The 25,673-nt window shown below is 34.7% G+C and carries 25 protein-coding genes and 1 riboswitch; of the genes, 9 read left to right on the top strand and 16 right to left on the bottom strand.

Translation table 11 applies throughout. The features are described 5' to 3' along the window. Nucleotides 1-82: 82 nt before the first annotated feature. Nucleotides 83-1,822: an ABC transporter ATP-binding protein gene (locus tag ACQCPR_RS01885; RefSeq protein WP_427138009.1), complete on the top strand. Its 1,740-nt coding sequence runs from the start codon at nucleotides 83-85 to the stop codon at nucleotides 1,820-1,822. A 397-nt stretch (nucleotides 1,823-2,219) separates the two neighbouring features. On the opposite strand, the gene ACQCPR_RS01880 is transcribed toward ACQCPR_RS01885, so the two are convergent. Beyond that, a complete protein-coding gene (locus tag ACQCPR_RS01880; protein ID WP_427138893.1) occupies nucleotides 2,220-2,426 on the bottom strand; it encodes a twin-arginine translocase TatA/TatE family subunit in 207 nt (68 codons plus the stop codon). A gap of 420 nt (nucleotides 2,427-2,846) precedes the next feature. On the opposite strand from ACQCPR_RS01880, the gene ACQCPR_RS01875 reads away from it, so the two are divergent. The 3 genes from ACQCPR_RS01875 (at nucleotide 2,847) to ACQCPR_RS01865 (ending at nucleotide 5,697) form a co-directional block, all read left to right on the top strand. Next, nucleotides 2,847-3,104: a hypothetical protein gene (locus ACQCPR_RS01875; protein WP_241597616.1), complete on the top strand. Its 258-nt coding sequence runs from the start codon at nucleotides 2,847-2,849 to the stop codon at nucleotides 3,102-3,104. A gap of 82 nt (nucleotides 3,105-3,186) precedes the next feature. Beyond that, nucleotides 3,187-3,960, top strand: coding sequence for a gluconate 2-dehydrogenase subunit 3 family protein (locus ACQCPR_RS01870; RefSeq protein WP_093496686.1), 774 nt, complete (start codon nucleotides 3,187-3,189; stop codon nucleotides 3,958-3,960). Between the two features lie 21 nt (nucleotides 3,961-3,981). Beyond that, nucleotides 3,982-5,697 carry a GMC family oxidoreductase gene (locus ACQCPR_RS01865; RefSeq protein ID WP_427138008.1) on the top strand — a complete coding sequence of 572 codons (1,716 nt, stop codon included), beginning with the start codon at nucleotides 3,982-3,984 and terminating at the stop codon, nucleotides 5,695-5,697. A gap of 161 nt (nucleotides 5,698-5,858) precedes the next feature. Here ACQCPR_RS01865 and ACQCPR_RS01860 read toward each other — a convergent pair whose 3' ends face one another. The 4 genes from ACQCPR_RS01860 to ACQCPR_RS01845 all read right to left on the bottom strand — a co-directional run bounded on the left by ACQCPR_RS01860 (nucleotide 5,859) and on the right by ACQCPR_RS01845 (nucleotide 8,763). Next, nucleotides 5,859-6,332, bottom strand: a complete 474-nt coding sequence (locus ACQCPR_RS01860; protein WP_427138892.1) for an alpha/beta fold hydrolase — start codon at nucleotides 6,330-6,332, stop codon at nucleotides 5,859-5,861. A gap of 29 nt (nucleotides 6,333-6,361) precedes the next feature. After that, a complete protein-coding gene (locus tag ACQCPR_RS01855) occupies nucleotides 6,362-6,559 on the bottom strand; it encodes an alpha/beta fold hydrolase (RefSeq protein WP_427138007.1) in 198 nt (65 codons plus the stop codon). A 16-nt stretch (nucleotides 6,560-6,575) separates the two neighbouring features. Further along, nucleotides 6,576-6,953, bottom strand: a complete 378-nt coding sequence (locus tag ACQCPR_RS01850; RefSeq protein WP_090565053.1) for a PH domain-containing protein — start codon at nucleotides 6,951-6,953, stop codon at nucleotides 6,576-6,578. A 496-nt stretch (nucleotides 6,954-7,449) separates the two neighbouring features. Next, entirely contained in the window at nucleotides 7,450-8,763 is a 1,314-nt protein-coding gene (locus ACQCPR_RS01845; protein WP_427138006.1) for a GHKL domain-containing protein, read from the bottom strand. Nucleotides 8,764-8,959: 196 nt separating this feature from the next. Here ACQCPR_RS01845 and ACQCPR_RS01840 point away from each other — a divergent pair, with 196 nt between their 5' ends. Continuing rightward, the gene (locus ACQCPR_RS01840) at nucleotides 8,960-9,778 is read left to right on the top strand and encodes a purine-nucleoside phosphorylase (protein WP_427138005.1); all 819 of its coding nucleotides are present in this window, start codon (nucleotides 8,960-8,962) and stop codon (nucleotides 9,776-9,778) included. A gap of 324 nt (nucleotides 9,779-10,102) precedes the next feature. Here the strand turns inward: ACQCPR_RS01840 and ACQCPR_RS01835 are convergent, their stop codons facing one another. The 4 genes from ACQCPR_RS01835 to queF all read right to left on the bottom strand — a co-directional run bounded on the left by ACQCPR_RS01835 (nucleotide 10,103) and on the right by queF (nucleotide 13,285). After that, on the bottom strand, nucleotides 10,103-10,726 hold the full coding sequence (locus tag ACQCPR_RS01835) for a hypothetical protein (protein ID WP_090565060.1): 624 nt from the start codon (nucleotides 10,724-10,726) through the stop codon (nucleotides 10,103-10,105). 616 nt (nucleotides 10,727-11,342) lie between these two features. After that, nucleotides 11,343-11,882: a VUT family protein gene (locus ACQCPR_RS01830; protein WP_269923251.1), complete on the bottom strand. Its 540-nt coding sequence runs from the start codon at nucleotides 11,880-11,882 to the stop codon at nucleotides 11,343-11,345. Next, entirely contained in the window at nucleotides 11,879-12,550 is a 672-nt protein-coding gene (gene queC, locus ACQCPR_RS01825) for a 7-cyano-7-deazaguanine synthase QueC (protein WP_427138004.1), read from the bottom strand. The genes ACQCPR_RS01830 and queC overlap by 4 nt, the downstream gene beginning before the upstream one ends. 234 nt (nucleotides 12,551-12,784) lie before the next feature. Next, nucleotides 12,785-13,285 carry a preQ(1) synthase gene (gene queF / locus ACQCPR_RS01820; RefSeq protein WP_090565066.1) on the bottom strand — a complete coding sequence of 167 codons (501 nt, stop codon included), beginning with the start codon at nucleotides 13,283-13,285 and terminating at the stop codon, nucleotides 12,785-12,787. A gap of 131 nt (nucleotides 13,286-13,416) precedes the next feature. After that, a riboswitch (PreQ1 riboswitch) is annotated at nucleotides 13,417-13,463 on the bottom strand. Nucleotides 13,464-14,237: 774 nt separating this feature from the next. Here queF and ACQCPR_RS01815 point away from each other — a divergent pair. Continuing rightward, a complete protein-coding gene (locus ACQCPR_RS01815) occupies nucleotides 14,238-14,636 on the top strand; it encodes a (deoxy)nucleoside triphosphate pyrophosphohydrolase (RefSeq protein ID WP_093496671.1) in 399 nt (132 codons plus the stop codon). A 33-nt stretch (nucleotides 14,637-14,669) separates the two neighbouring features. Next, nucleotides 14,670-17,558, top strand: coding sequence for a DUF3427 domain-containing protein (locus tag ACQCPR_RS01810; protein WP_427138003.1), 2,889 nt, complete (start codon nucleotides 14,670-14,672; stop codon nucleotides 17,556-17,558). Between the two features lie 145 nt (nucleotides 17,559-17,703). On the opposite strand, the gene ACQCPR_RS01805 is transcribed toward ACQCPR_RS01810, so the two are convergent. The 3 genes from ACQCPR_RS01805 to ACQCPR_RS01795 all read right to left on the bottom strand — a co-directional run bounded on the left by ACQCPR_RS01805 (nucleotide 17,704) and on the right by ACQCPR_RS01795 (nucleotide 19,982). Beyond that, nucleotides 17,704-18,213, bottom strand: coding sequence for an ankyrin repeat domain-containing protein (locus ACQCPR_RS01805; protein ID WP_090565072.1), 510 nt, complete (start codon nucleotides 18,211-18,213; stop codon nucleotides 17,704-17,706). A gap of 20 nt (nucleotides 18,214-18,233) precedes the next feature. Then, complete coding sequence (locus ACQCPR_RS01800; protein WP_427138002.1) at nucleotides 18,234-19,298, bottom strand: hypothetical protein; 1,065 nt, start codon at nucleotides 19,296-19,298, stop codon at nucleotides 18,234-18,236. A gap of 72 nt (nucleotides 19,299-19,370) precedes the next feature. Further along, a complete protein-coding gene (locus ACQCPR_RS01795; RefSeq protein ID WP_427138001.1) occupies nucleotides 19,371-19,982 on the bottom strand; it encodes a ribonuclease YeeF family protein in 612 nt (203 codons plus the stop codon). A 683-nt stretch (nucleotides 19,983-20,665) separates the two neighbouring features. On the opposite strand from ACQCPR_RS01795, the gene ACQCPR_RS01790 reads away from it, so the two are divergent. Continuing rightward, a complete protein-coding gene (locus tag ACQCPR_RS01790; protein WP_427138000.1) occupies nucleotides 20,666-21,694 on the top strand; it encodes an ATP-binding protein in 1,029 nt (342 codons plus the stop codon). A gap of 46 nt (nucleotides 21,695-21,740) precedes the next feature. Then, nucleotides 21,741-23,039, top strand: a complete 1,299-nt coding sequence (locus ACQCPR_RS01785) for an ATP-binding protein (RefSeq protein ID WP_427137999.1) — start codon at nucleotides 21,741-21,743, stop codon at nucleotides 23,037-23,039. A gap of 23 nt (nucleotides 23,040-23,062) precedes the next feature. On the opposite strand, the gene ACQCPR_RS01780 is transcribed toward ACQCPR_RS01785, so the two are convergent. The 4 genes from ACQCPR_RS01780 to ACQCPR_RS01765 form a co-directional block, all read right to left on the bottom strand. Continuing rightward, nucleotides 23,063-23,443: a hypothetical protein gene (locus ACQCPR_RS01780; protein WP_427137998.1), complete on the bottom strand. Its 381-nt coding sequence runs from the start codon at nucleotides 23,441-23,443 to the stop codon at nucleotides 23,063-23,065. Nucleotides 23,444-23,509: 66 nt separating this feature from the next. Further along, complete coding sequence (locus ACQCPR_RS01775) at nucleotides 23,510-23,839, bottom strand: hypothetical protein (RefSeq protein WP_090565079.1); 330 nt, start codon at nucleotides 23,837-23,839, stop codon at nucleotides 23,510-23,512. 177 nt (nucleotides 23,840-24,016) lie between these two features. Next, nucleotides 24,017-24,952 (bottom strand): alpha/beta hydrolase, encoded by a 936-nt coding sequence (locus ACQCPR_RS01770; protein WP_427137997.1) that lies wholly within the window; start codon nucleotides 24,950-24,952, stop codon nucleotides 24,017-24,019. 262 nt (nucleotides 24,953-25,214) lie between these two features. Next, complete coding sequence (locus ACQCPR_RS01765; RefSeq protein ID WP_427137996.1) at nucleotides 25,215-25,469, bottom strand: hypothetical protein; 255 nt, start codon at nucleotides 25,467-25,469, stop codon at nucleotides 25,215-25,217. Between the last annotated feature and the right edge of the window lie 204 nt (nucleotides 25,470-25,673).

Genomic DNA, 25,673 nt, shown 5'->3' with positions numbered 1-25,673 from the left:
AATATCCGTATTTTTAAGTAAAACAAGTAGTTATGAAATAGACATGATTAATTACATATACTGAATTAGGTAGGTGTTTATATTGGAGACTGTTCTAAGAGTGAAAGATTTAAATATCTCGTTTCTAACGAACGAAACAGAATTTGAGGCTGTGCGAGGGGTAAGTTTTGATGTGAAAAAAGGTGAAACTATTGGAATTGTTGGAGAATCCGGTAGTGGAAAGAGTGTTACTGCTCGTTCGATCATGAGACTTCTTCCCTCCCCTCCTTCTTTGCTGAAAAACGGCGAGATTGAATTTCTCGGTGAAAATCTTATAAACAAGTCAGAAAAAGAGATGGAAAGTATCCGAGGTCAGGATATTAGCATGATCTTCCAAGACCCAATGACCTCCCTTAATCCTACTATCCGAATTGGAAAGCAAATAGCTGAAAGTCTTATGAAACACCAAAAGTTATCCAAGAAGGATGCAAAAAAACAAGCACTTGAACTTCTCAAGCTAGTAGGGATTAAAGATAGTGAAGGTCGGTTCAATCAGTACCCTCATGAATTTTCTGGTGGAATGCGTCAAAGGGTCATGATAGCAATAGCATTGGCTTGCCGCCCTACTCTACTGATTGCGGATGAACCTACAACTGCACTTGATGTTACGATTCAAGCACAAATATTAAACCTAATGAAAGATATGCAGATACGTTTCGGAACATCCATTATTTTAATCACACATGATTTAGGTGTAGTTGCAGGGATGTGTGACCGAGTAGCAGTCATGAGAAATGGGGAAATTGTTGAAACTGGGACAACAGAAGAAATTTTTGAAAACCCTCAACATGACTATACAAAAAAACTACTCAATGCACTCCCACGCTTGGATGAGAAAAAAAAACCTAAACGCCCTTCTCTCCGTTCTATCGGAACAGAAGACGGAAAGCCTTTATTAGTTGTACGTTCTCTTAAGCAACATTTCAATTCTGGAAAAGGAAATGTACTTAAAGCTGTTGATAACATTAGTTTCTTCATAAAATCGGGTGAAACACTTGGGTTAGTAGGAGAATCGGGTTCAGGTAAATCTACAACCGGTAGAGCAATATTACGACTCCATGAGCCAACAGATGGCGATATACTATATCAAGGGGTAGCTATAAATAGGCTAAGTAAAAATGAAGTCAAAACAATGCGTAGACATATGCAAATGATCTTTCAAGATCCTTATTCTTCATTAAATCCACGGTTTAAAGTGCTGGATATAATCGGGCAAGCTCTAGATATTCATCGTTTAAGTAAAAGCAATGAGGAAAGAAAAAAGCGTGTGGAAGAATTACTCATTATGGTTGGTCTAAAACCTGAACATGCTATGCGTTATCCACATGAATTTTCTGGTGGACAACGTCAAAGAATTGGAATTGCTCGTGCACTTGCTGTAGAACCTGATTTTATCGTTTGCGATGAACCATTATCTGCTTTAGATGTCTCTATACAATCTCAAATCGTCGAGTTACTTGAGGATCTTCAGCATCGTTTAGGACTTACGTATTTGTTTATTGCGCATGATTTATCTATGGTCAAGCATATTAGTGATAGGGTAGCAGTAATGTACGCTGGAAAAATTGTTGAGCTTGCAGAAAGCGAGGAGCTATATTCTAACCCTCAGCATCCATATACAAAATCACTACTAGCTGCAATTCCAATTCCAGATCCTAAAATTGAAGCAAAGAAAAAGCGGGCCCTAATGGAAGAAAATTTAGAAATAGACAAATACCAATTAAGTCAATCGGAGTTAGTAGAGGTATCCCCAGAGCATTGGGTAGCTATACCGAAATATTAAGCAAGACCGTTTTGTAAATGGATATACTGGTATTAATACAATTCAGAATTAATTTGTATCTGCCACAGTATATAATAAGAAAAACCAGCAAAAATGCCCGGTCCTTATAGTTCAAATTCTGTTTCTAGCGTTTTCGAAGTACTCTCGACAGACTTATCGTTGTATGAATTACCGAATGGTTTTTTAGAGCTATGCTGAATCTTCTAATGAAGTACTACACACTGATTAATTGGAGTGCAAGGTGGCGTTCTTATCCTTTGTTCCTTCACCTGCAACGGAAATCAGCAGGATTATTCATTCTTGAAAGTGCCTTGATCTCAGTATCCATGGGACTTTTTTATAAACTTTCTAATCTTTCAAAAAAGCCAACTATTTTAAAATAGTTGGCTTCTTAATATTAGATTTTCTTTTTATCGTCTGTAACTTTATCATCTAATTTAAATTCTTCTGCTACATCGTCCACGATATCTTTAGTCGAGTTTTTGAATTCTTTTAACGTTTGTCCAACTGCTTTACCTAATTGAGGTAACTTTTTCGGACCGAACACGATTAAAGCAATTATTAATATAATGATTAAACCTGGTACACCGATATTTGGCATTATGTTCCCTCCTCATAACTGAATATATATAATGATCCTGAAAATTTATGCATAAGTAGTATTCAAAAGTATTGGTTGTTTTGTAACAATTACACATTATACTCCTTCGTCCCAATTTGTAAACACATAGTTATAAAAACTATTTACTGATAATGAAATCAACCCCTAAAAAAATAAGATTACGCATAGTCTATTGGCATGTTTTCTCAGAGATTTAATTAGTCGTTTTGTACCACTAACATTGTGTATCCTCCATATTAATTTGTAGAAAAGAGAGTAATTTAACGTTATTTTCAGAATAAAACTATATTTTATTTTTTTTGCAAATGTGTAGAAATCGTGAAAAAAAAGGAGTAGACTTGGAAACGGTTGTTTTGTATCGGTACATTTTTTAAATAGTTTATTAATCGAAGGAGAACAAAAGTGACTCAATATAATTTAGAAGAATTAAAACTCTTGAATCAAGTTCTTTTTGCATTATTTATAGCGGCAGACTTATCACTAGGTCTTTTTTTCTATAACAATGAATTCCCTTGGTTTGCATTATTAGGTTCAGGTATTGGACTAGCTATCATTGTTCTTTGCTGGACAGGAACAAAACATATATACTTTATCGCTTCTTTATTGGTTTATACTGTCTTATTCTCATTAGTATACAACTGGCATACTATCGTTCATTAATGAGTATATTTTTTTAATTTATTATTTACCTAAATAAAGAAATTCGTTCAATTTTCTACTTATTTATACTGGAGGTTATATTATGTCAGAACAGGAAAAAAATGCTCCATACTTAGACAAACGTTCATCTAGACGTACATTTATAAAGAATTCTGGGTTAACAGTAGGTGGGGTTGTACTAGGTGGAGCTCTAGGTTCTTTACTAAGTAAAGACTCAACAACACAAACTCATGAAACAGGTGTTCATACTACAGCAACAGCAGTAAATTTCAACCAAGCACTAATGTATTTTGACAAAACACAATTCGACACAATTGATGCAGCGGCAGAACAAATATTTCCAAAAACAGAAGTAGGACCAGGAGCAAAAGAATTACTCGTTGCTTTTTATATTGACCATCAGCTTGCTGGAAGTTGGGGACTAAATTCTAAAGAATATATGTCTGGACCATTTTATCCAGCAGAAGCTACACCATTGTTCGGACATCAAACACACTTAAACAGACAACAAATTTTCAATCTAGGGATTGAAGCTTTAAATTCAGAAGCAGCAAAACAATATAAAGCAAAGTTTTCAGAAATAACAGCGGAAGAACAGGTTGCTATTTTACAAGCTTTTGAAGCAGGTGAAGTCACATTAAATGGTGCTGTTACTTCTACATATTTCTTCTCATTACTAAAAAGTGCAACTATTGAAGGTGCTTATGCCGATCCTTTATATGGTGGGAATAAAGATATGGCAGGATGGAAGATGAAAAACTTCCCGGGCCATCAAATGAGTTATGCAAATATCATTGAAAAAGATGAATTTGTAAAAATCGAACCGACAAGCTTGAATTCACAACATAAACATTAATCGAAAGGGAGCTAATTAGACATGGCTAAGAAATTACCAAAAACAGATATAGTATTGGCAGGAGTTGGCTGGACTGGTGGTATTATCGCTGCCGAACTTACTAAAAAGGGATATAAAGTAGTAGGTTTAGAGCGCGGTAAAGAAAGGAAGACAGAAGATTATCTAATGGTTCACGATGAGCTTAGATATCAACAAAGAAATGAAATGATGCAAGATCTTTCTAAAGAAACTTTGACATTGCGACATGACCGTTCAAAGAGAGCTCTACCCTATCGTCAACATGGTTCATTTTTAATCGGTGATGGTGTAGGTGGTTCTGGTGAACACTGGAATGGATTAACATATCGCTTTCTTCCTTACGATTTTGAAATTTACACAAAAACTGTAGAGCGTTATGGAAAAGATAAAATTCCAGCGGATATGCCTCTACAGGACTGGGGAATTACTTATAACGATTTAGTACCATATTTTGAAAAATTTGAAGCTATGGCTGGTATCTCTGGGGAAACTAATCCACATCCAGAAGTCCCAGAAGTTAAGTATCCTACAGTTCCACTTAAAGAAACGCCTTCAATGAAAATGTTTAAGGAAGCTTCTAAAAACTTAGGATATCATCCTTACATTGCACCAGCGGCTACACTTTCTGAAAGCTACACAAATCCAGATGGAATCTCTCGGGCAGCATGTCAATATTGTGGTTTTTGTGAGCGTTTCGGTTGCGAATATGGGGCAAAAGCATCGCCAGTAGTAACTGTTTTACCAGTGGCAAAAGAGACAGGTAACTTTGAAGTAAGAGCGCACTGTGTTGTTCGCAAAGTCTTACATACGAACGGAAAAGCTACTGGAGTTTTATATGTTGATACTCGAACTGGAGAAGAATATATTCAAGAGGCTGACGTTGTAGTTGTTTCAGCGTATGCACTTAATAACATTAGAATTCTATTAAACTCTCAACTTGGACGTCCGTATAATCCAGAATCGGGAACTGGCGTAATTGGAAAGAACTACGCTTATCAAATGACGTCATCAGGTTCAACAGGTTTCTTTAAGGAGAAAGAATTTAATTTATATGCAGGTACAGGTGCACTTGCAGGAGTACTAGACGATTTTAATGGAGATAATTTTGACCATACTGATTTGAATTTTATTCACGGTGGTAACATAGCACTTGGTCATTACGGAAAACGTCCTATTTCAAATAATTCTGTCCCTAAAGGTACACCAACTTGGGGTAAAGAATTTAAAGATGAATCTATTTATTGGGCGAACCGCAACTTGTCAGTAGGTTCACAAGGCTCAGTTATGCCAAACAAAGAAAACTATATTGACCTAGATCCTACGTATAAAGATCAATTTGGTGATCCATTATTACGTATGACATTTAACTATAAAGACAATGAAAGAAATCAACAAAAGTATATTAGAGATATCACTACGAAGATTCTTGAAGAAATGGGAGCAGACATGATTAATACCCCAGGAGATCAAGGTGATTGGGATACGACAAAATATCAAACTACTCATAACACTGGTGGAGTTATCATGGGTGCAGATCCTAAAACAAGCGCATTAAACAACTACCTTCAAATGTGGGATTGTGAAAATGTATTTGTTCCTGGCGCTTCAGCATTCCCACATAATTCTGGTATGAATCCTACAGGCACAGTTGGAGCTCTTGCGTATCGTGCTGCAGAAGGTATCGAAAAATACTTAAAAACTGGTGGATCTTTAGTTTAAATAAGAGACGCTTATGAAAGAGCAAAGAATAGAATTATATTTGTTAAAATATTAAAAGAATTTTACTATATATAGAATTAGCCAACAACTTGAAAAACTACTAACCTTCTTTCGAAAAGAAGTTAGTAGTTTTTTCAATTATATTTAACATTTACTTCTCTTTACACTGCTTTTCCAATAAATAATTCTACTATTTTAGTATAGATTTCTGGTTGTTCAGTATGAACTAAATGACCTGCAAACGGCACAATCGCAACGCGAATATTTGGGTTCTTTTCAGGGTAAATAGTTGCTCCGATTGTTTCATTCGGTTTATTCTCTCCCACGATAAAAAGCACAGGGAATTCAAATTCAGTTACCGCTTTTACATCCTCAAATGGATACCATTTTTCGTCCTTTCCAAAATGAATAAATTGCCTCCAATCTGACGCATGTATTTGATCGAAGTAACTACCTATTTCTTTACTAGTCAATAAGTCGGTTTGTCTTCTCACATCTTCCTCATGCATTTCCAACCAGTTGTCCGGCTTTATCGGCGTAATTCCCGAAATAACTAAAGAGCTAATCCTATCAGGAAATAGTTGAGCAAATTGAATCGCGACAAGAGCTCCCAACGAACACCCTACTAGATGAATATCAGATATTTTTAAGTGATCCAGCGTTTCTAATAAATCCTTAGCTGAGTCCTCAAAAAATTGTCTGTTATAGATTGCCCATGGCCTCTTAAATCAGGAGAAACCACTTGATAACTTTTACTAAAATAATCTCTTTGAAACTCAAAATCTAATAGACCGGTTTGTAGACCAGTATGTAGAAAAACGATGGGCTTACCATCACCTGTAACATTTGTATGTAATTTCAATTTATCCATACTCCTTTTACTTCATTACATATTCAGCTAATACACTTTGAACTTTATATATATTCAAGGATTTGTTGAATTTCTTCTGTATAGGAGCTACACTACCCGACAACCATATTTTTAACTCAGCATCTAAATCAAAAGTTCCTGCTGTTTCAATTGAAAAATGAACGATGCTTCTATACGGTATCGAATGATACTCTACCTTTTTCCCCGTCACTCCTTGTTTATCGATTAATAATAAACGTTTATCCGTGAAAACAATTAAATCACGAATAAGCTTATACGCATGCTCTACCCTCTCCGAAGGAGCAAGTAAATCTTTTAATTCACTTTCAACTTGACCATTTTCCATCTCTGATGCATTCCCCATCAATCCATCTAAAATTCCCATCTATATTCCTCCTAAGTACACATTTTAATACTAATTCAAGAACTATATCCTAATCTCCTGCAAGTATAGAAACAAAGTAAATTATTTGAACCAATTTCATAATAGTGAAATACGAACAATGCTAATTTACGCTCAATGCGGATGCTTTCCGCTGGCACTGCATCAAACTTCTCGTCACTACTTTCCTATTCGGCTTTCAGTTCGAGCTGTTCCTGCTGGAGTCACCGCCTGCTGGTCCAATCAACGGGATTAACTTTTAAATAATGAATAATAAATTGTGATATCGAAGCTTCAGTTATATCTTTAACCGTTCATCGCCTTGTTTTCGGTTTCCTCCTGTTAGGGATTAGCATTCAACTCTTTCAACTAGTTGGTTCTTTTGTGATAGGTGTTTCCATATCACTTCAAACCAAAAGCAAACACAAAAAAATAGATACTTCTACTTGAGTAGAGTATCTATTTTTTTAAAGCAAGCTGTATAACAACTAAAAAGCAATTACTTTAGCGGAATTTCCACAATAGCTGTTGTCTCTGATTCAGCTGTTGATTCAATGGAGATTCTTCCATTGTATTTATTTACTACTTCCTTCACGATAAATAATCCTTGGCCTCTAACCTGCCCTTTTGCTTCATCTTTGGTTGAATACCCTTGTTTGAAAATTTGTGCTTCCTTACCTATACATTGCCCGGTATTCGTAATGACAAATAGATAATTAGTATCGTTAACCGAACAATCAATCGTTATTTTCCGTTCCCCTTCTGGCAACTCTTTCGCCGCATCAATAGCATTATCGATTAAATTCGATAAAATAATTATTAAATCTGTGCTTTTTATTCTACCAAATGAAGCATGGGGGATTGTCATCTCCATATTTATACGATGATTTTGTGCAGCTAGCTTCTTTGATTGCAATAATATCGATAGACCAGGATGATCTATATTTAACTTAAGAGATTCAATAGTTTCTACTTCTTTAAAAAGGGTGGATGCATATTGTAATGCCTTCTCCGATTCCCCTATTTTTAGAAGCCCATGCAAAACAAGAATATGATTAGAAAAATCATGTCGTAATGATGAAACCGAGGTTATTAAAGTTTTTATCTCTGTTTGATAAGTATTCTCCGTATGACCTACTTCCTTTTTAACCTCTCTTTGATACCATTTTTGCATAAATAAGAAAGAGCCTAGCACGATGAAAATAAATAAACCATTAAATGCAAAGATTAATATATTCCTTTTTAACCCAGCCCCTTCAATCTGATTAATGGTATGTATACTAGTATCTATACCTAAATAACCAAGTATTTTCCCATCATCGTCCTTTATAGGTGCTCCAACGGATAAATAATCTCCATAATCCGGATCTTTCAGCACTTCGGTTACGTATACCTGACCTTTATAGGCTTTCGTAACTTGCTCTTCCGGAACTGTACATGCAACACCTATCTGATAATTATCTAAATTAGCTATTTTACCGGAGTGCGCCAAAATCATCGTTTTAGAAACTTTAGGATTATCGACTTCTAGTGTGTAAACATATAAGGAACCTAACTTTTCGCGCACATCATTCAAATAAACTTGAATCTCTCGAAAATGTTCATTTTTCTCGGGGTTACTCAAAAATTTTTGATACGTGTCGATATCTATTGATGAAGCTATTGACCTAGCTGCTTGCAAACTTTGGTTTGCAATTGACTCTTGTACTGTATTTTTCATTTTCACGTACGAAATATAAACATTTAAAGCAGAGAAAAAGATTAATAAAACAGTAGACAAGACTAAAATTTTTTTTACTTTATGACTTTTCATATGCATATGTACTTCCTTAGCTTATTTCTCTTTAAAAGTAGATTATTCGACAATTATCTTGTAAATAATGTAATTATACTATAATACATCATCAATAACCTTGTTTATGAGCATATTCCTTTTTTTGAAATAATACACTTTGAGTGTATACTACATTTGTATTGTTTTTTATGTACCATCTCAAGGAGGAATTATGATGTACAACATTGGAGATATTTTAGAAACTAGAGACTTCATTATGAGTAAGACAGATCACCGCCCTGTGATTGGAATGACTTTAGGGTCAGGCTTAGGTACGCTTGCTGATGAAATTAAGAACCCCATAAAAATTCCATATAGCGACATTCCACATTTTGCAAAATCTGAAGCAATTGGTCATGCAAACGAACTAGTCATTGGAGAATTAAATGGAAAAATAGTTGCTGCCATGAAAGGTCGCTTTCATTATTATGAAGGCTTTACTTTGGACGAAGTAACCTTCCCAGTACGTGTAATGAAAGCACTTGGTATAGAAAAAGTTATTATTACAAATGCCTGTGGTGCCGTGAATACAAGTTTTAATCCAGGAGACTTAATGTTAATAACAGACCACATTAATTTAGTAGGAAGCAATCCATTAATTGGTCCAAATAATGACGAATTAGGTACACGCTTCCCTGATTTATCTGAAGTATATAACAAAGAGCTACGCAGTATTGCAACTAAAGTAGCGAATGAACAAAACATGGAATTGCAAGAGGGTGTTTATGCTTGGTGGAGTGGTCCTACATACGAAACCCCGGCAGAAATCCGTATGTTCCGCATATTAGGAGCTGACGCTGCAGGTATGTCCACGGTTCCGGAAGCGATTGTAGCTACTCACGGTGGTATGAAAGTACTTGGTATTTCATGTATAACGAATATGGCGAGTGGAATATTAGATCAGCCTCTAAATCACGAGGAAGTAATTGATGTTGCAGGTAAAGTAAGAGTTAAATTTGTTGAATTAGTAAAAGGTATTTTGAAAGAAATTTAAAATTAATTGTTTAACTAAATTGCAAACAAAAAGAGTGATCCAAGGGATCACTCTTTTTTGTGCTGTCATAGCTGCTCGGAGGAGAAGAAAGGAAGTTTCAAATCCTACAGCACCTGTTACCCGAGATTTTATAGATTTTTTATCGCTAAATAATGAGCGTTAGGATGTAAGAGAGTTGATCGTTAACCTTTTAGCTTTAAGGGTTGAGCTTTAAGCTTTATAGCTTTCGTAAATACTATAGTTGGGAGCAGGGATTTACCCAGACCCTGCAAACGGGGAAACTTTCTTCTTTTTCGCTATAACAGCAAAAAGTTCTTAAGATATTTATTGTTTAATAGTGATTAACGTGCGTGCATTAATTTCACTTAGAGCTACATCCACGTCATCTTCAAAAGACTCAATATCTAAAGCCATCTTTGTTGCGATTTCTTTTACATGAATTGGGTCAATTAATTTAGTTTCCTCGGATTCCCAAAACAACTTTTTGTACCCTTCAACCGCAGTTAAGTCTGTTTTACCATCTTTTGAAATCATGTTATTTAACTGAGTGTCTAATCTATCTTGGGCAATTTCGTTATTAACTTCTACCTTTTCTTGAGACTGAGCATAATCGGTATTCATTTTACGAAGGAGTGTTTTTTCGATTTCAATAAAGTTTTTACGCTCAATTGCATCCGCCACCGTCATTTTGACTCCAGATACTTCAACAACAGTTCTTGCATTAGATTCTACAATCGATTTTTTGATTTGCTTTCTACGATCCATTAAATCTTTTATAGATTGTATACTTTCTTTGGCTTCCTTTTCAAACGCCTCAACAGTCTTAAAACCACGAATATTCTCTTTTGGTTTTTTAGATGCTGCGAAAGTTGTCTCGTTAATCTTCTTTAATATGCGTGCATCCAATGTCTTTAACTCGCGTAAAGCTTTTGTAATAGAAATTTCCATCGGCATTTCACTCCTCAATTGTATCTTTATGGTAATTATTAGTTTATAGGAGATTACTAGGTTATTCAAGTAACCACATCATTTCATGCATTATGCTGCGTCCGTTTTCAAAGACGTCTAGACAAGCATTTAGAAACTTAGTTTAATGAAAAAGACAATTGGTGTTTTAGCACCAGTGGTCAAATAGAATAGACGGTTCTTCTCAGGGGAGTTTGGTTGACTATTTAACAATCAATTTCTATAACAGCATATTAAATAATGAAATCTAAACAACGTTGTTTTCCGCTCCAGGTGGACGCTTTCCGCGGGCACGGCTTCAATCTCCTCGTCACTACGAAAACATATGCTCCTGCGATTACTCGTCGCAAAGACACTGTTCAAACAAAGTTCGACCAATGTCTTTCCTGTGGGGCTCTCAGCTCGCGCTGTTCCCGCTGGAGTCGCCACCTTCCGCTTCAATTAACGAGTTCTACTTTTCTGATATCACGTAAACATTTTATAATTGAAAAAGAAAATATAAAATTTATACCTAGGAGTAAATATGTTGAGATGACCTAAGAAATAGCCTTCCAAACCTACTCGGAAGGCTATTTATACTATGAAACTTTTCATAAAATCATTCAGACAGAAGACGCTTCTCCTTTACTATTACTACTTGATTCAAAATAAGTGCCCCAATCATCTGAATAACCGTTTTCACGATAATTTGCCCTACAATAGCAGCTGGAACTGCTTCCCATGGAAGAAAATTTGCTCCAAGAGGACTTAAGCCAATTACAACAAAAATTACAGAATCTAGGAATCCGCCAACTATCCCACTATAGAATACTCGCCATGCCATTGGTAATTTTAGTCTTGTGTAAATCTCTGTATCTGCTGTTTCAGCTACAACAAATGAAATTGCCGAAGCAAGTACAATTAATAAAGTATCCCCCAATATAAATGAGGCTAGTGCAGAAAATGCTAAAGCCACAAAAATAAATAAGTAGGTTTTTGCTCTCCCATATTTATTTTGTACAAGGTCTCGGAAAATAAAAGTAGCTCCCACGAAAAGTGTTCCCATAGGGACGATAAACATGGCAAACTCTAATGGTGCAAAAGCTGCTGTCACGACATTAGCAGTCACTATTGATATTAAATAAAATAAGATTCTCATGCTATTACTCCTTTAGTAGATTTTGAACTCAAGTACTCGTTCAGTCCTTTATTTCTCAGCTTACACGCCGGGCACTTCCCACAGCCATCTGCTATTACTCCGTTATAACAGGTCAACGTTTTCTTTTGGACAAACTCTAGTGCTCCAAGTTGATCTGCCAGCTCCCATGTTTGTGCCTTGTTCAACCACATGAGTGGTGTTTCAATCACAAAAGTAGAATCCATTGTAAGATTTAGCGTTACGTTTAATGACTTCACGAAAATATCACGACAATCTGGATAGCCACTAAAATCAGTCTCACACACGCCAGTTACGATATGCTTTGCTCCGACCTGGATAGCTAAAACACCGGCAAAAGATAAAAAGAGCAAATTCCGACCAGGTACAAAAGTCGACGGCAATTCACCTTTTCCTCCGTCCTCTACTTTTATGTCATCTCGCGTCAATGCATTCGGTGCAAGCTGGTTTAAAAGTGACATATCCAGTATGTGATGCTTTACACCGAGTTCCTTCGCTATCTCTTTTGCACATTCAATTTCAAGACTATGTCTTTGCCCATAATCAAACGTCACTACCTCGATTTCTTTAAAACGTTCCTTCGCCCAAAACAGACAGGTCGTGCTATCCTGACCACCACTAAACACTATAATTGCCTTTTCCTGCTTCATCCGCAAACTCCCTTATACTGAAAAACAGCACCCAAGAAAGAATGCTGTTATCTTCTTAGTTTTTTTAAATTGTCTAGCTTCAGCGCCTAGCCCCTCGAGTCGCTTCAGGCTTTCAGTAAAGGCATAAAGAAGCCTTTACGTGTAACCCTTCCAGCGCTTTTCGGGACTTACATAGGCACTTCCGCTTTTCTAAAGAGGGTAGCTAAAACCTCTTCCTTCAAAAGGACTATTCAATTATCGATTATCAATTTTCTCTGGATAAAGATCGTGGTTCATCAATCGAAAATCCGCCATTTCTACATACTTCGTCCCCGGTCTTCCATAGTTACACCACGGATCAATCGAAATACCTCCGCGTGGTGTGAATTTACCCCAAACTTCGATATACCTTGGATCTAACAATTCAATTAAATCGTTCATGATAATGTTCACACAGTCCTCATGGAAATCTCCGTGATTTCTAAAGCTGAACAAATACAATTTTAACGATTTACTTTCTACAATTTTTTTATCCGGAATATACGAGATATACATCGTTGCAAAATCGGGCTGATTTGTAATTGGGCATAAACTTGTGAATTCAGGACAATTAAACTTCACAAAATAATCCCGAGTAGAATGCATATTATCTACCGACTCCAATACCTCAGGTGCATAATCAAATGAATATTTTGTGCCTTGATTACCTAACAATGTTAAATCCTTCAAACCTTCATCATGACTTCTTCCAGACATAATAAAAAAACCTCCTATTAAAAATGTTTCCCAACACTTTCAAAAGAGGTTTCATAAACCAATCTATACAAACAAAAGGATAAAAACAAAAAAAGCCACGTCCAAAATATATGGACATGGCGAATAGTCATGTATCCATAGTTTTTTATAGAGGGTATTAGCTATGAACCTCTCCCGGTCAAGTACGGGTACTCAATCATATTATAGAATATTGACCAAAACGTCAAATAGGTATTTTAGTCATTAGATATTCAAATCTTATTTTAAGAGATTCAAATTTTTTTATAATATCATGCATAAACTCAAACTATATTGACTATATTGTTAATAGAATAAGAGATTAAAGGAGGAACAATAATGAAACATCAACTTTACTTACCTGAACAATTACCAGAAACAACAGAAGAGTTATTAAAGTTAATATTACAAACTATCTTAGCCTAGGAGAGATTTAGATTATCAAAGAGACTCAGAAACATAGAAAAGTAGATACCTCTACTTATGTGGAGATATCTACTTTTTGTATTTAATTTCAGCTTGTCTATAAAGTGTCCCATTACTATCCTTGAGTAAGGCTAAATACTCTTACCACTTAATTATTTTCTACTGGCAATCTCTACTACAATTCTGTGTTCCTTCAGTTTAAAAATCCTTCATTTATTAAATTTCCACAATCGGGAGGAATGGTATTTCATCTTCCTTCCATACATTATCCTTAAGTCTTGAGTACAGAGTAGCTATTATTGTATGCAGCTATTGTTTTGTAACCTAAACTATAATTACATGCCCCCCCAATCTCCTTTTGCTAAATTGTATTAGAATCTGTATGGTTTTACTTAATAAATAAAACACGAAATAATCAGTTAATTAAAATCATTTGATGTTTCTTGCTGTTCATTACTCTAAAATCAGATATGATAAAGATATAAAATAAATTTAGGGTGATAATTTAATGAAAAAGTTAGTCCATGTTGTTGGGGCAATTATTGAAAATAATCAGCATGAAATATTTTGTGCGTTAAGAAGTCCGTCAATGTCACTTCCAAATCTTTGGGAATTTCCTGGTGGAAAAATTGAGTCCGGAGAAACTCCAGAGCAGGCTTTACAGCGAGAAATTACAGAGGAATTTAATTGTGCAATTGAGATTGGTCATAAGGTTGAAGATACTACTTATGAATACGAAAAATTTATCGTTAGACTAGAAACTTATAAAGCAAAACTATTAGAAGGTATCCCTATTGCAGCAGAGCATGCCGACACTAGGTGGGTTACTCGGGAAAACTTACATAAGCTTAATTTTGCAGCTGCTGATATTCCTGCAGTTGAAAAAATAGTAAGTGAAAAAATGTAATTCGGAAAATATGAATGAAATGACGTGATTAATATGGAACAATTGATTCGCAAAATGAAGAATTCATTATATAAAGGATTTATCGATCAAAGTAATCCAGTAACAGGACAGTTTAAGCCTAAGCTACTATCAAATAAAGCTCATGAAAATGTTCTATCTACACTTCTTCAAGAAATGAAAACATGCGAAACCTTCACTTTTTCCGTAGCTTTTATTACCGAGGGTGGTTTAGCTACATTAAAAACTATGCTATTCGATCTTCAGCTAAAAGGTATAAAAGGCCGTATTCTAACGTCTACTTTTCTAAATTTCAATCAACCCAAAATGTTTAAAGAACTATTAAAACTTGAAAATGTAGAAGTCCGTCTAACTGGCGTCAAAGGCTTCCACTCTAAGGGATATATATTTGAACACAAAGACTATTATTCTTTAATAGTAGGAAGCTCAAATTTAACGGATAGCGCTTTAAAAGCTAATTATGAATGGAATGTCTATTTAACTTCTTTAGAAGATGGAGAAATCATTCATCATTTTAAAAATCAATTTGAAGAGGCTTGGAGCGAGGCTATCCCTTTAACTATAGATTGGATTAATCATTACAATCTTAATTATGAACAACAGCCTTTCATTAAACAGGCATCCTCAAATGTATTTGAATTGAACACAGACTATCTCACAAACAGTTTATCCGATAGTCTTACTATTCAGCCAAATAAAATGCAAATAGACGCTCTGAAACAGTTAAGAACTCTTCGTGAAAACGGTGCTAAAAAGGGATTAATAATCTCTGCTACTGGTACAGGAAAAACATATCTATCTGCTTTTGATGTTCGTAACTTCACACCTAAAAAAATGCTATTCGTTGTACATAGAGAACAAATTTTGAAGAAGGCACTTCAAGATTACCAAAAAATATTAGGTGGACACCCCGATGATTACGGATTACTTTCGGGTAATTCTAAAGATACAGGTGCTAGATACTTATTTGCAACAGTTCAAACTCTATCATCGCAATCACATTTACAACAGTTCCCAAAAGATGAATTCGACTATATTTTAATAGATGAAGTACATCGTGCAGGTGCAGATTCTTACCTGAATATTATTAATTACTTTGAACCCGATTTCTTACTTGGAATGACAGCCACTCCTGAACGTACGGACAGTTTTAACATTTTTGAGCTCTTTGATTACAATATCGCTTATGAAATTCGACTACAGGCTGCTCTTGAAGAAGAAATGCTTTGTCCATTTCATTACTTTGGTGTGACAGATTATGAGAGGAATGGGGAAATAATCGATGATACATCTACCTTGCAGCACCTTATATCGCATGAACGTGTCCACCATATCCTCGAAAAAATTAATTACTATGGGTATTCTGGGAAGAGAGTACGTGGATTAATTTTCTGTAGTTCTAAACAAGAATCACATGCTCTTTCAGCAGAGTTAAATACCCAAGGATTAAAAACTACTGCCCTTACTGGTGATAATTCACAATTTGAAAGAGAAGATGCTATTCGTAAATTAGAACGATACGAGCTAGATTATATTTTAACGGTGGATATTTTTAACGAGGGTATTGATATTCCTTTTTTAAACCAAATTATCATGCTTCGTCAAACACAATCAAGTATAATTTTCATTCAGCAATTGGGACGTGGATTACGCAAGCATAATGAAAAAGAGTATGTTACTATTATTGATTTCATCGGTAATTATAAAAACAACTATCTAATCCCAATTGCCCTTTCAGGCGATCAATCCATGAACAAGGATAATGTTCGACGTAAAACGGTTAACACTGACTATATCCAAGGAGTTTCAACAATAAATTTTGAAGAAATTGCTAAAAAACGTATTTTTGATGCAATTGATAATAAAAAGTTGAAATTGTACAATATGGAGTTTCTCACGACTCCTTACAAAGAGTTAAAAAATCGACTGGGGAGAGTCCCTCTTCTAATTGATTTTATTAAAAACAATTCTATTGATCCTGAAGTAATCTTTATAAAAAAGAAAAATTACTTTGATTTTTTATTAAGTATGAATGAACCTATAACATATATAAATGATTACGAGCAAGCAGTATTAACAATGTTTTCTCAGGAACTCATAAATGGCAAAAGAATTCATGAAGTATTATTAGTTCAAAATCTCATAGAAAAAACTAAAGTATCTAAAACTGATTATCTAAAGTTATTAAATGATTCTGGAACTTATAGTAATAAAGAAACCATTGATTCTGTAGAAAATTTACTATCTTTAAACTTTTTCGTAAAAACTGCTCAGAAAACTTATGGTTCAAAACCAATAGTAATTTTAGAAAATGGAAAATACCAGCTAAACAGTGAACTACAGAAAAGTCTAGAAAATGATCAATTTAGGGAATTATTAGAGGATATAATACTCTGTAGTTTAGAAAAAAATAAAAGATATAGCAAACAGACTCCTCTGACAATATATGAAAAATATTCAAGAAAAGACGTGTGTAGACTTTTGAATTGGAGTAGTAATGAAGAAGGCACCTTAAACGGCGGCAGAATTAAAATGAACTCTTGTCCTATATTTGTAAACTATCATAAAACTGACAATGATAATTTAGAAGTGAAGTATATGGATGAGTTCTTGTCAACTGACATTTTCAAATGGTGTTCAACTAAAAACAGAAAAGTTACAGCTAAAGATATCGCTCCAATAGTAAACTCTTCTGTAGAAAACACAAGTGTTCATTTGTTTGTAAAAAAACATAATGGTGAAGGAAAAGATTTCTATTACCTCGGTGAAGTTATGGTAGATTCAGATAGTGCAGAAAACGATACTCTTATGGATCAAGGAAAAGTATATAATGTAGCTACTATGAACATGATTCTTGAGCAACCTGTCCAGTACGATATATTTCATTATTTAGTGGAAGAATAAGAATAAAAATACGAATAGCAAGATTGAAAAGAGTATCTAAATATTCTGTAAAGGTGAAAATGCTCCTTTTATAGGCTACCAGGTTCTAAAACAATTCTAAAATGTATTAGAACCTGGACCTTTCACTATTCTTTCTAACACTTTATTAATTTTTTTCATCCATCTTTTGCTTTAGATATTCAGCAATTTCTGTTTGTCCTCTTTCAATAGCAAATTCATAAGCCCCCATATCTTGCATAGTATTCCCAGTATACTTAACGTTAATATCAATACCATTCTGAACAAGATACTTTACTATATTGAGGTGTCCTCCATAAATCGCTGAGAATAGAGGATTTCTATTTGGGTCACTAGTATCTAATATTGCACCATTCTCAAATAAGTATTCTACAATACTAATTTCACCTTCACTAGCTGCATTTGCAATAGGTGCTGACTTTGGTACACCTTCGTTAATGTTAATATCCATACCAGAATCAACTAAAAATTTTATCATATCCAGTTTACCTGCTCTAGTCGCAACATGTAGCCACGTTCCAAAAGGTGTTATAAAATCAAGCAAGCTTTTATCAGTAATAATTATCTCTTTCACTCGTTCTATGTCACCATTCTTAATTAAATCATAGATTTTTATGGCTTTTTCCTTATTATCCATGGAATCCTCCTAAAATATCTTTATTTCATCGATGCAGCTTCTTCACCTAGCAGCTTAAGCATTTCAACAATTTTTTCACGATTACCTCCAAAACTATCTACTTCATTCAACTTATCAACAATATGTTGAAGACGTTCTATACTGTGTTGTCCTGTAATTCTATTTGGTGCCCAAATAAGATTTTCTTTGCCAATTATCGGTTCTATTCCATACTTCTTTAATATTTCTTGACCTTCTCCAACAAGTTCTTGTTGCTTCTGGCCAAGACCCTTTTTAAATAAAATATGATGTGCATGTGGATCCACCATATCGGTAGGCGGGCCACTTATTAGCCTTTTAAGATACTTACCAAAATCTATTTTAATTAATGCTTCATCATATATTTTAGTAATGCCTAATTCAGACATTTTTTTACTAATTTCGGAAAGCTCATCTACACTAAAAGTATTATTCTGAATAGCATTTTTAAGCTTATTCATCTTAGCAGAATCTACTTTCCCCTTTACAATAATATCATTAGTATAATCACTTATAGTTTTATCCGAACCCCTAAAACCACTCTCCACTCTAACTATAGAATTTATTCGATCCCTCAAATCCGCCGCATTCACTACGTTATAAGGAACTTCACCTGCGATTGCAAACTGCGGACGGGGTCCGTAGGGTAATAGTTTAGCTAATGAGTCTGAGGCATTGTTGGCGGCTCCGACTACTTTTGGAGCAACTGCCTTTGTGACCGTGACCCCTGATTTGGTAAGTGCACCGACACCTTTTGTTCCAACTACTGAAGTGGCAACCGTGCCTAATGCATAGGTTACCCAGTGAGCACGGGAATTGGCATCTCCGTTGACCATATCGCGTTCGTAGGAAGTAGTGATGGCCGATTTTATCGTGTTGTATGTCTCTTTAGGATTAGTAACTGCCACTATCGTAGCATCTATTGTGGCTTTTGGATCCTGAACTATATCTACAATACCAGTAACAAAATCTTTCCCTACATCAAATAAACCACTTAAAATTCCATCTACTATTTCTAAACCTGTATCTATAACCGACTTATCTTCCTCTTCTTCACGTATACACATTTCTCCTTCAACCGTTGGCGTGGAAATGGTTAATGGGCGACTACATGCAACTAACTCCGCCCAATGATCTGTTTAAAAATGGATATCCGTGAGATTACTTGTGAACATCTCTTCCATGTTACGGATCCACGTATCCATTGCCTGCATGTCTTGCTCGAAAGGTAGTAAAGCGGCTGTCTGTGTTGCATCAAATTCTAGTAGCCTACTTACTGTATCGTCTCGTTTTCTTTTGGCATCTAGAACGCCTTGCTGCACTCCACTATCATCCAAATATGGAAGAACTACGATATCGCTGACCTGGTCCATTAGACTGTTTGACTCATTCGTTAGATTTTCAGTCAGTTGTGCGATTGTAGTAAGTCCCAGTTCTACCTCACCTTCCAGAAATTGCTCCACAATATGGCCGGATGTATCTGGTTCAAGTGAATAAAGAGCACTTTCCATTTGTTGAAGCACTTGCTTATAACTTGCAGCAGAAACGAGGAATTGTTGGAGTAATGGCAGATGGCATTCCGCATAGAAAGCACGAATAGCACTCCCACCCTCTCCTTTAAGTTCTTCTTCCATCCCTACTAATCCTTCTACTGCACGATGTATTGTTTCTACTTCACTTCCAAGCCTGTCCAACATTGCAATATTTCGTCTTAATCCATCTTGAAATAAATCTACGTCTAGTATTTTCATAGGTACACCATGGTTTCTTTTCTTCTATTGAAAGAATGTAAGCGACAAATGTTAACTTTTAAGAATGATATCTTCCTTTCCTGAAACATTAAACCCCTCCTCAACACTATTAGTTATAATATTCCATTTTTCAGATGGATGGTAAAGGTAGAATTCGATAATACTGGAAAAATGATTCATAGGGACGGTAAGTATCAGATTTTTAATGCAACTAATGGTTTAATAAAGTCTTCCAAGACGTTTATAAATACCTATAATAATGTTTTATAGTTATAAGATCCCTGCGTTTTTTAAATTTAGGAAAGGAAAGTTAAGAATCTAGGCAATCCATTAGCCTTTTTTACCACTTTTAAACAAATTTCCCTATGAATCTTCTGAATATTCATTAAAAAATATTGTGCATTCCACATTCTTTCGTTAATATTAATTTATAAAATTATTAGGAGAGATATATATTGGGAATTATAACAATGCACTTTCTATTTAATCTTTCGTTACTAATGATTTTATTTTTTGTTTTTTTTCTATTAGATAAGAGAGCCGGTAGTATCCATTTACATAAACGAGCAGGTTTATTTTATTTTGTTTTTTCGTTAATAATTTGTTCTGTATTTTCTTATCCCATACAAAGTGGGTATGTTCTGGATCTGAGGATAATTCCTTTTTTATTGGGTGGCTTATATTTGAGGTTCAGTCCTATACTAGGATTTTTGGTTATTTTGTTTCGAGCATTCCATGGAATAGACGTTGGATTCTTTATAGCAGTTGCATTTTATACCGTATTTAGTTTTTTTATATGGTATATTTCTCCTTGGTTTTTAAAACTTACTTCTAATATACGAATACTTTTTTCCACTGGTATTACTTTACTGATAAGTGTTGGCATCTTATTCACTATAGCATTAAACAAAGTATCTCCTGACCAATTTATAGATATATTCATCGCCTATGTGATAGTCCCTCCACTTGGGGTTGCAATTATTTCTTCCACCATTGAAATAAGAGAAAAGAATCAACAGTTGCAACAACAGTTAGTAATCGAAGAAAAGTTGGCTGCAGTCGAACAAATGGGGGCTGCAATATCTCATGAAATTAGGAATCCTTTAACTACAGCAATTGGATTTATTGAGCTCCTCGACCAAGTTTCTCTTGATAATAATAAAAGAACCAAATATATCTCCATTATAAAAGATGAATTAGATTCTGCAGAAGGTATCATACAAGATTACTTAACCTTTTCTAAACCAGTTATTGAATCAATAGAAGAACTAGATATTCAGAAAGAACTTACGCATATTTTAAAATTACTACATCCTCTGGCTAATTATCATTCAGTAAAGGTTTCTACTGATTTTTATACCTATGGAACAATCCAAGGAGACAGATCGAAATTCCACCAATGCTTCATTAATATTATAAGGAATTCAATAGAATCCATGCCTTATGGCGGTGCATTATTGATCAAGACAATTGCTACCCAGAATAAGATAACTATTTCTATACAAGATACTGGAACAGGATTGAGCAAGGATCAAATTAACCATCTAGGAGAACCACACTATTCTCCGAAGGGACCTAAGGGAACTGGTCTTAGCATGATGGTTGCTTACAGTATATTACGTGCTATGAAAGGAACAATTGAAGTTCAAAGTGAGATTGGCAAAGGCACCATCTCCCTATTTCATTTTAAGCTCCATAAAACTAAGGTATAGAGAAGATGAATCTTTTTACATAAAATAGTCTTGGAGGAATAATATCTTGGAATTAACAGTACATTTCTTTTTCAACTTATCCTTATTAATTGTAATACTTTTTTTTGGAGTTTTATGGGCAGAAAAGTCAAAAAGATTTTGGTCTCACCAAGCTATTTTCATCATCCTTTTAATAATTAGTTTAATGCTTTGTTTTATTTTTACTTATCGTATAGAAGGCAGTAATGTCGTTTTTGATTTAAGAAAAATTCCGTTCATTGTCGGAAGTTTGTATATGGGTTTTGGTCCTTTTTTAGCTGCATTCATTATGCTCGTAAGAGGTTTTTTTGGAATTGATTATGGGTTTTGGATGACAGTACTTTATTATGGTGGGCTTGCTATTCTTTTTTGGCGAATCTCTTCATGGTTTTTAAAACAATCTCCCAAACAGCGAGTTCTTTTTTCCGTAGGCGTAACATTTCTGTTCAGTTTTGCCCAAACTTTTACAATGGGAATTTGGCAATTACCTCATAGTAGTACCGAGGTTTGGTTTGCTTATTTAGTCATTCAACCCATTGGAGTCGGAATTATTTCTTATATTATTGAAGAAATTCTTATGACTATTCAATTGCGCCAACGGACTATGAAATCCAAACGGCTAGAGGCCGTTGAACGAATGGGTGCAGCTATTAGTCATGAAATTCGTAACCCTTTGACAGCAGCAATTGGTTTTGTTCAACTTTTGCAAAATGACTCTATTTCAAAAGAAAACTATACTCAATACCTTTCCATTATTAAAAACGAGCTAAAATCTGCTGAAAGTGTCATTCAAGATTACTTGAATTTCTCTAATCCTGAAATTAAATCGATGGAACCCCTACTTCTTCAAGAAGAACTAGAACAAGTAGTTCAATTGCTACAACCACTGGCAAAGCGAAATTCGGTCAAAATAGTTTCTATGTTTTCACCAGGAGAGGAGATTGGAGGAGACAAACAAAAATTTCATCAATGCTTAGTAAATATCATGAAAAATGGAATAGAAGCAATGCCAAAAGGAGGAATTTTAACGGTAGAAACGGAGAGCACACAAACAACTGTAAGTATTCTCATTAAAGATACTGGCTCAGGTATGACACTTGAACAGGTGACCCGTTTAGGTGAGCCTTATTATTCAACAAAAGGAAGTAAGGGGACAGGTCTCGGCATTACGGTAGTGTTTAGTATCGTACGTGCTATGAATGGTACTATTCATGTAGAAAGTAAAATTGGAGAAGGAACGACATTTAAATTTACATTTCCTTCCTTATCACCTATTTTTCTAGAACCAGAAACCAAGGAAACTGAGAAAGAACTTGTTATGAGTTGATAAGTGCTCATTACAAGTCTATTTTAATAGTTAAAATGTGATGGTATTTTAACTAGCGTATAATCAGTCGTCCACTTCTGAGTCGTAACAATCAAAATTTTTCCTTGTTTATCAAAGAAAAGTCCACTACCATCTTTTCGTTTGAAAATCCAACCATGCTGAATGACCATTTTCTTAGTAATTTCATCTGCCACATTTGTATTTCGTTCACTTATGATATACCATTCATAACCATTTTCGTCTGATAATTTAACAATTTGTTCATTAGAATCATTTAGCTTTTTTATTACTTCCTTCTTGTTAATACTTTCCATAGGAAGTGTAGGATAGTAGAGTTTGTTGTAGAATACGATTGCTCCCAAAAATAAAATGATCAACCCGATTGCAAATAACCATTTCTTCATAAAACACCTCTATATAAGGTTTATAGTGTTCAGAACTGTTTAAGTTCCCTATGTGCCAAACAGATATTAACGCCGAGTACGATTTTCTTTTTTGATTCTCGAAATTCTATAAATTTGATTGCTTACCGGCATCGCTTTAAAACGATTATAGAACATTGGGAGAACGAGACCCACATAATCATCTAAAAACTTGTTATCCATTCTTTCTTCTATGAGCACTCTATATTTAACTAAAGCACTTACGATTAGTTTTTCGTTTGGTTCAGACATACTAATCGTCTCTATATGTTGAATCGACCGAGTCTTGGATCGCAAAACCTTTTCAACTTTTTTTACATAATCTTTCGTATTTTTTACTTCCACTAACATATTTACTACTGTTATTACTTCAATCATTATTAGTCCTCCATGCTAGAATCGCTGATACTTTTTACTAATGGTAGCATATTATATCATCAGTAAAACGTATAGAGAAAACTCCTCGGCTTTAGCTTTACATAATAATTAATAACTGAAGTTTTCATTAATAATTAGCTATAGTAATAACTTTAGTGGTAGGTACCAAGCTTCTATTCAATCATTTGCAAATGCTTTGGTAAAATCATTAACATATTTACTCATTTCCTTGTATTGAGTCCAGTGTAGATAATGATGCCCTTCTAAAGGAACAAGTTTATGTAGAGAAGTATTACGTAATTCCGATTGATAAAAAGTTATATTTGATTTGCCTTCCTCATTTACCTTCCCATCGTTCGTCGTAAAAATCATAACAGGCAAATCTGAAGGAAATGACATATTACGTGTTTCTTCAATGTTATTTTTTATTTCATTTGCTTCATTTACTATATTTTTGTTATACCCTCTCTGTGCGGACAGGATTTTGGTCATTTTTATATTTTTTTCCGAATAAGTTCCCTCGTTTGCTATGGGAAGGAAGTCTTCGGGACTTAAATATAATGCCAATCTAGCAATTCCGGTTGGGGCGATGTAACTCATATATTTGGGCATTGTTGGGACAGATTCATCAAAGTACTCCAAGGCATTAGGTAACGTCGGATCGATTCCTATAATAGCTTTAATTTCCTCTGGGTATTTATTTGCGTAGTACATACTATATATCCCAGAAATAGAATGAGGCATTAATATATATGGACCTTCGATATTCAATTTTATTAAAGCTGTTCTTAGTTCTCCTACTATACTCTCCACTGTTCGATTCTTATCAGTAAGGTCGCTCCAACCATAACCGAAAGGCTCTACAACAACTACTTTATTACTTTTTGACATCTCATCAATCAAAGGCTCAAAATCCAACACAGGTGCGGTCGTTCCTAAACCACTTAACAAGACAATTGTATCTGGACCTTCACCCTTCGTATATACATGTATATTCTTTCCATCTACTTCTACTAACTCTCCTAATTCGGGGTATTTCTTTTGTTCATATGCAGCCATAACTTGATGGATTGTAATCCATATAAGGAATAAAGCAGCTAATGCTAAAACCACGTTTCTAATAATAATCCTAAATCTAAACCTTTTCTTGGTTTTCACTATTCTTCACTGCTTTCATATATAAATTTGTACTAGATTGAAAGGCAAAATCGTTCTGTCTTTATATTACGATAAATATTTTTTTTAGTTTCCTCCCCCATTTATTTTGACCATAAAAAAACGAGGGAATTTCTCCTCGCTTATCTTCTTTATGCAATTGTATATGTGATTAAGAACAATAGTTTTTAATTTTTCTCTAACAATACCTTCTTCTAAATTACTTTTCTTTCCGCGCTCTTACAATCATAAAGTGAGCATTTTTCATAAGCTTTTCATAGTTTTCTGGCTCTTGCTCTTTAAATGCTTTTGTAGGTTGCGGTTCGATTAACTTTTCCAGCGAAAAATACGCTATGGTTTCATTAACTATCTCATGGAGTGGCCGACGATAAAACGGAACCTCAATGAGTTTCCCTTCTCTTTTCCACTGATCGACAATAAGTTCATTAGAAAAATAGTCACCATTCACTGACATTTTTATATCCATAAATGAGTGGTGTACAGAAAAAAGCAAGTTCCCACTAGGTTTTAGTATTCTTTGAAACTCGCTAAAAGGCTTGCTCCAATCCTTTATGTAGTAGTTCCTTACACAGGGTCCGGATTCTAACTACAAAGGAAATGACATCTCTGGAGTTCCTTTTTTCAATGCTTCTAATGCAAAAGCAGGACCTGGAATTGA

This window comes from Psychrobacillus psychrodurans, assembly GCF_050209195.1.
GTDB lineage: Bacteria > Bacillota > Bacilli > Bacillales_A > Planococcaceae > Psychrobacillus > Psychrobacillus psychrodurans.
Note: the sequence above shows the minus strand (reverse complement) of the source record. Positions and strands in the feature narration are given on the sequence as shown.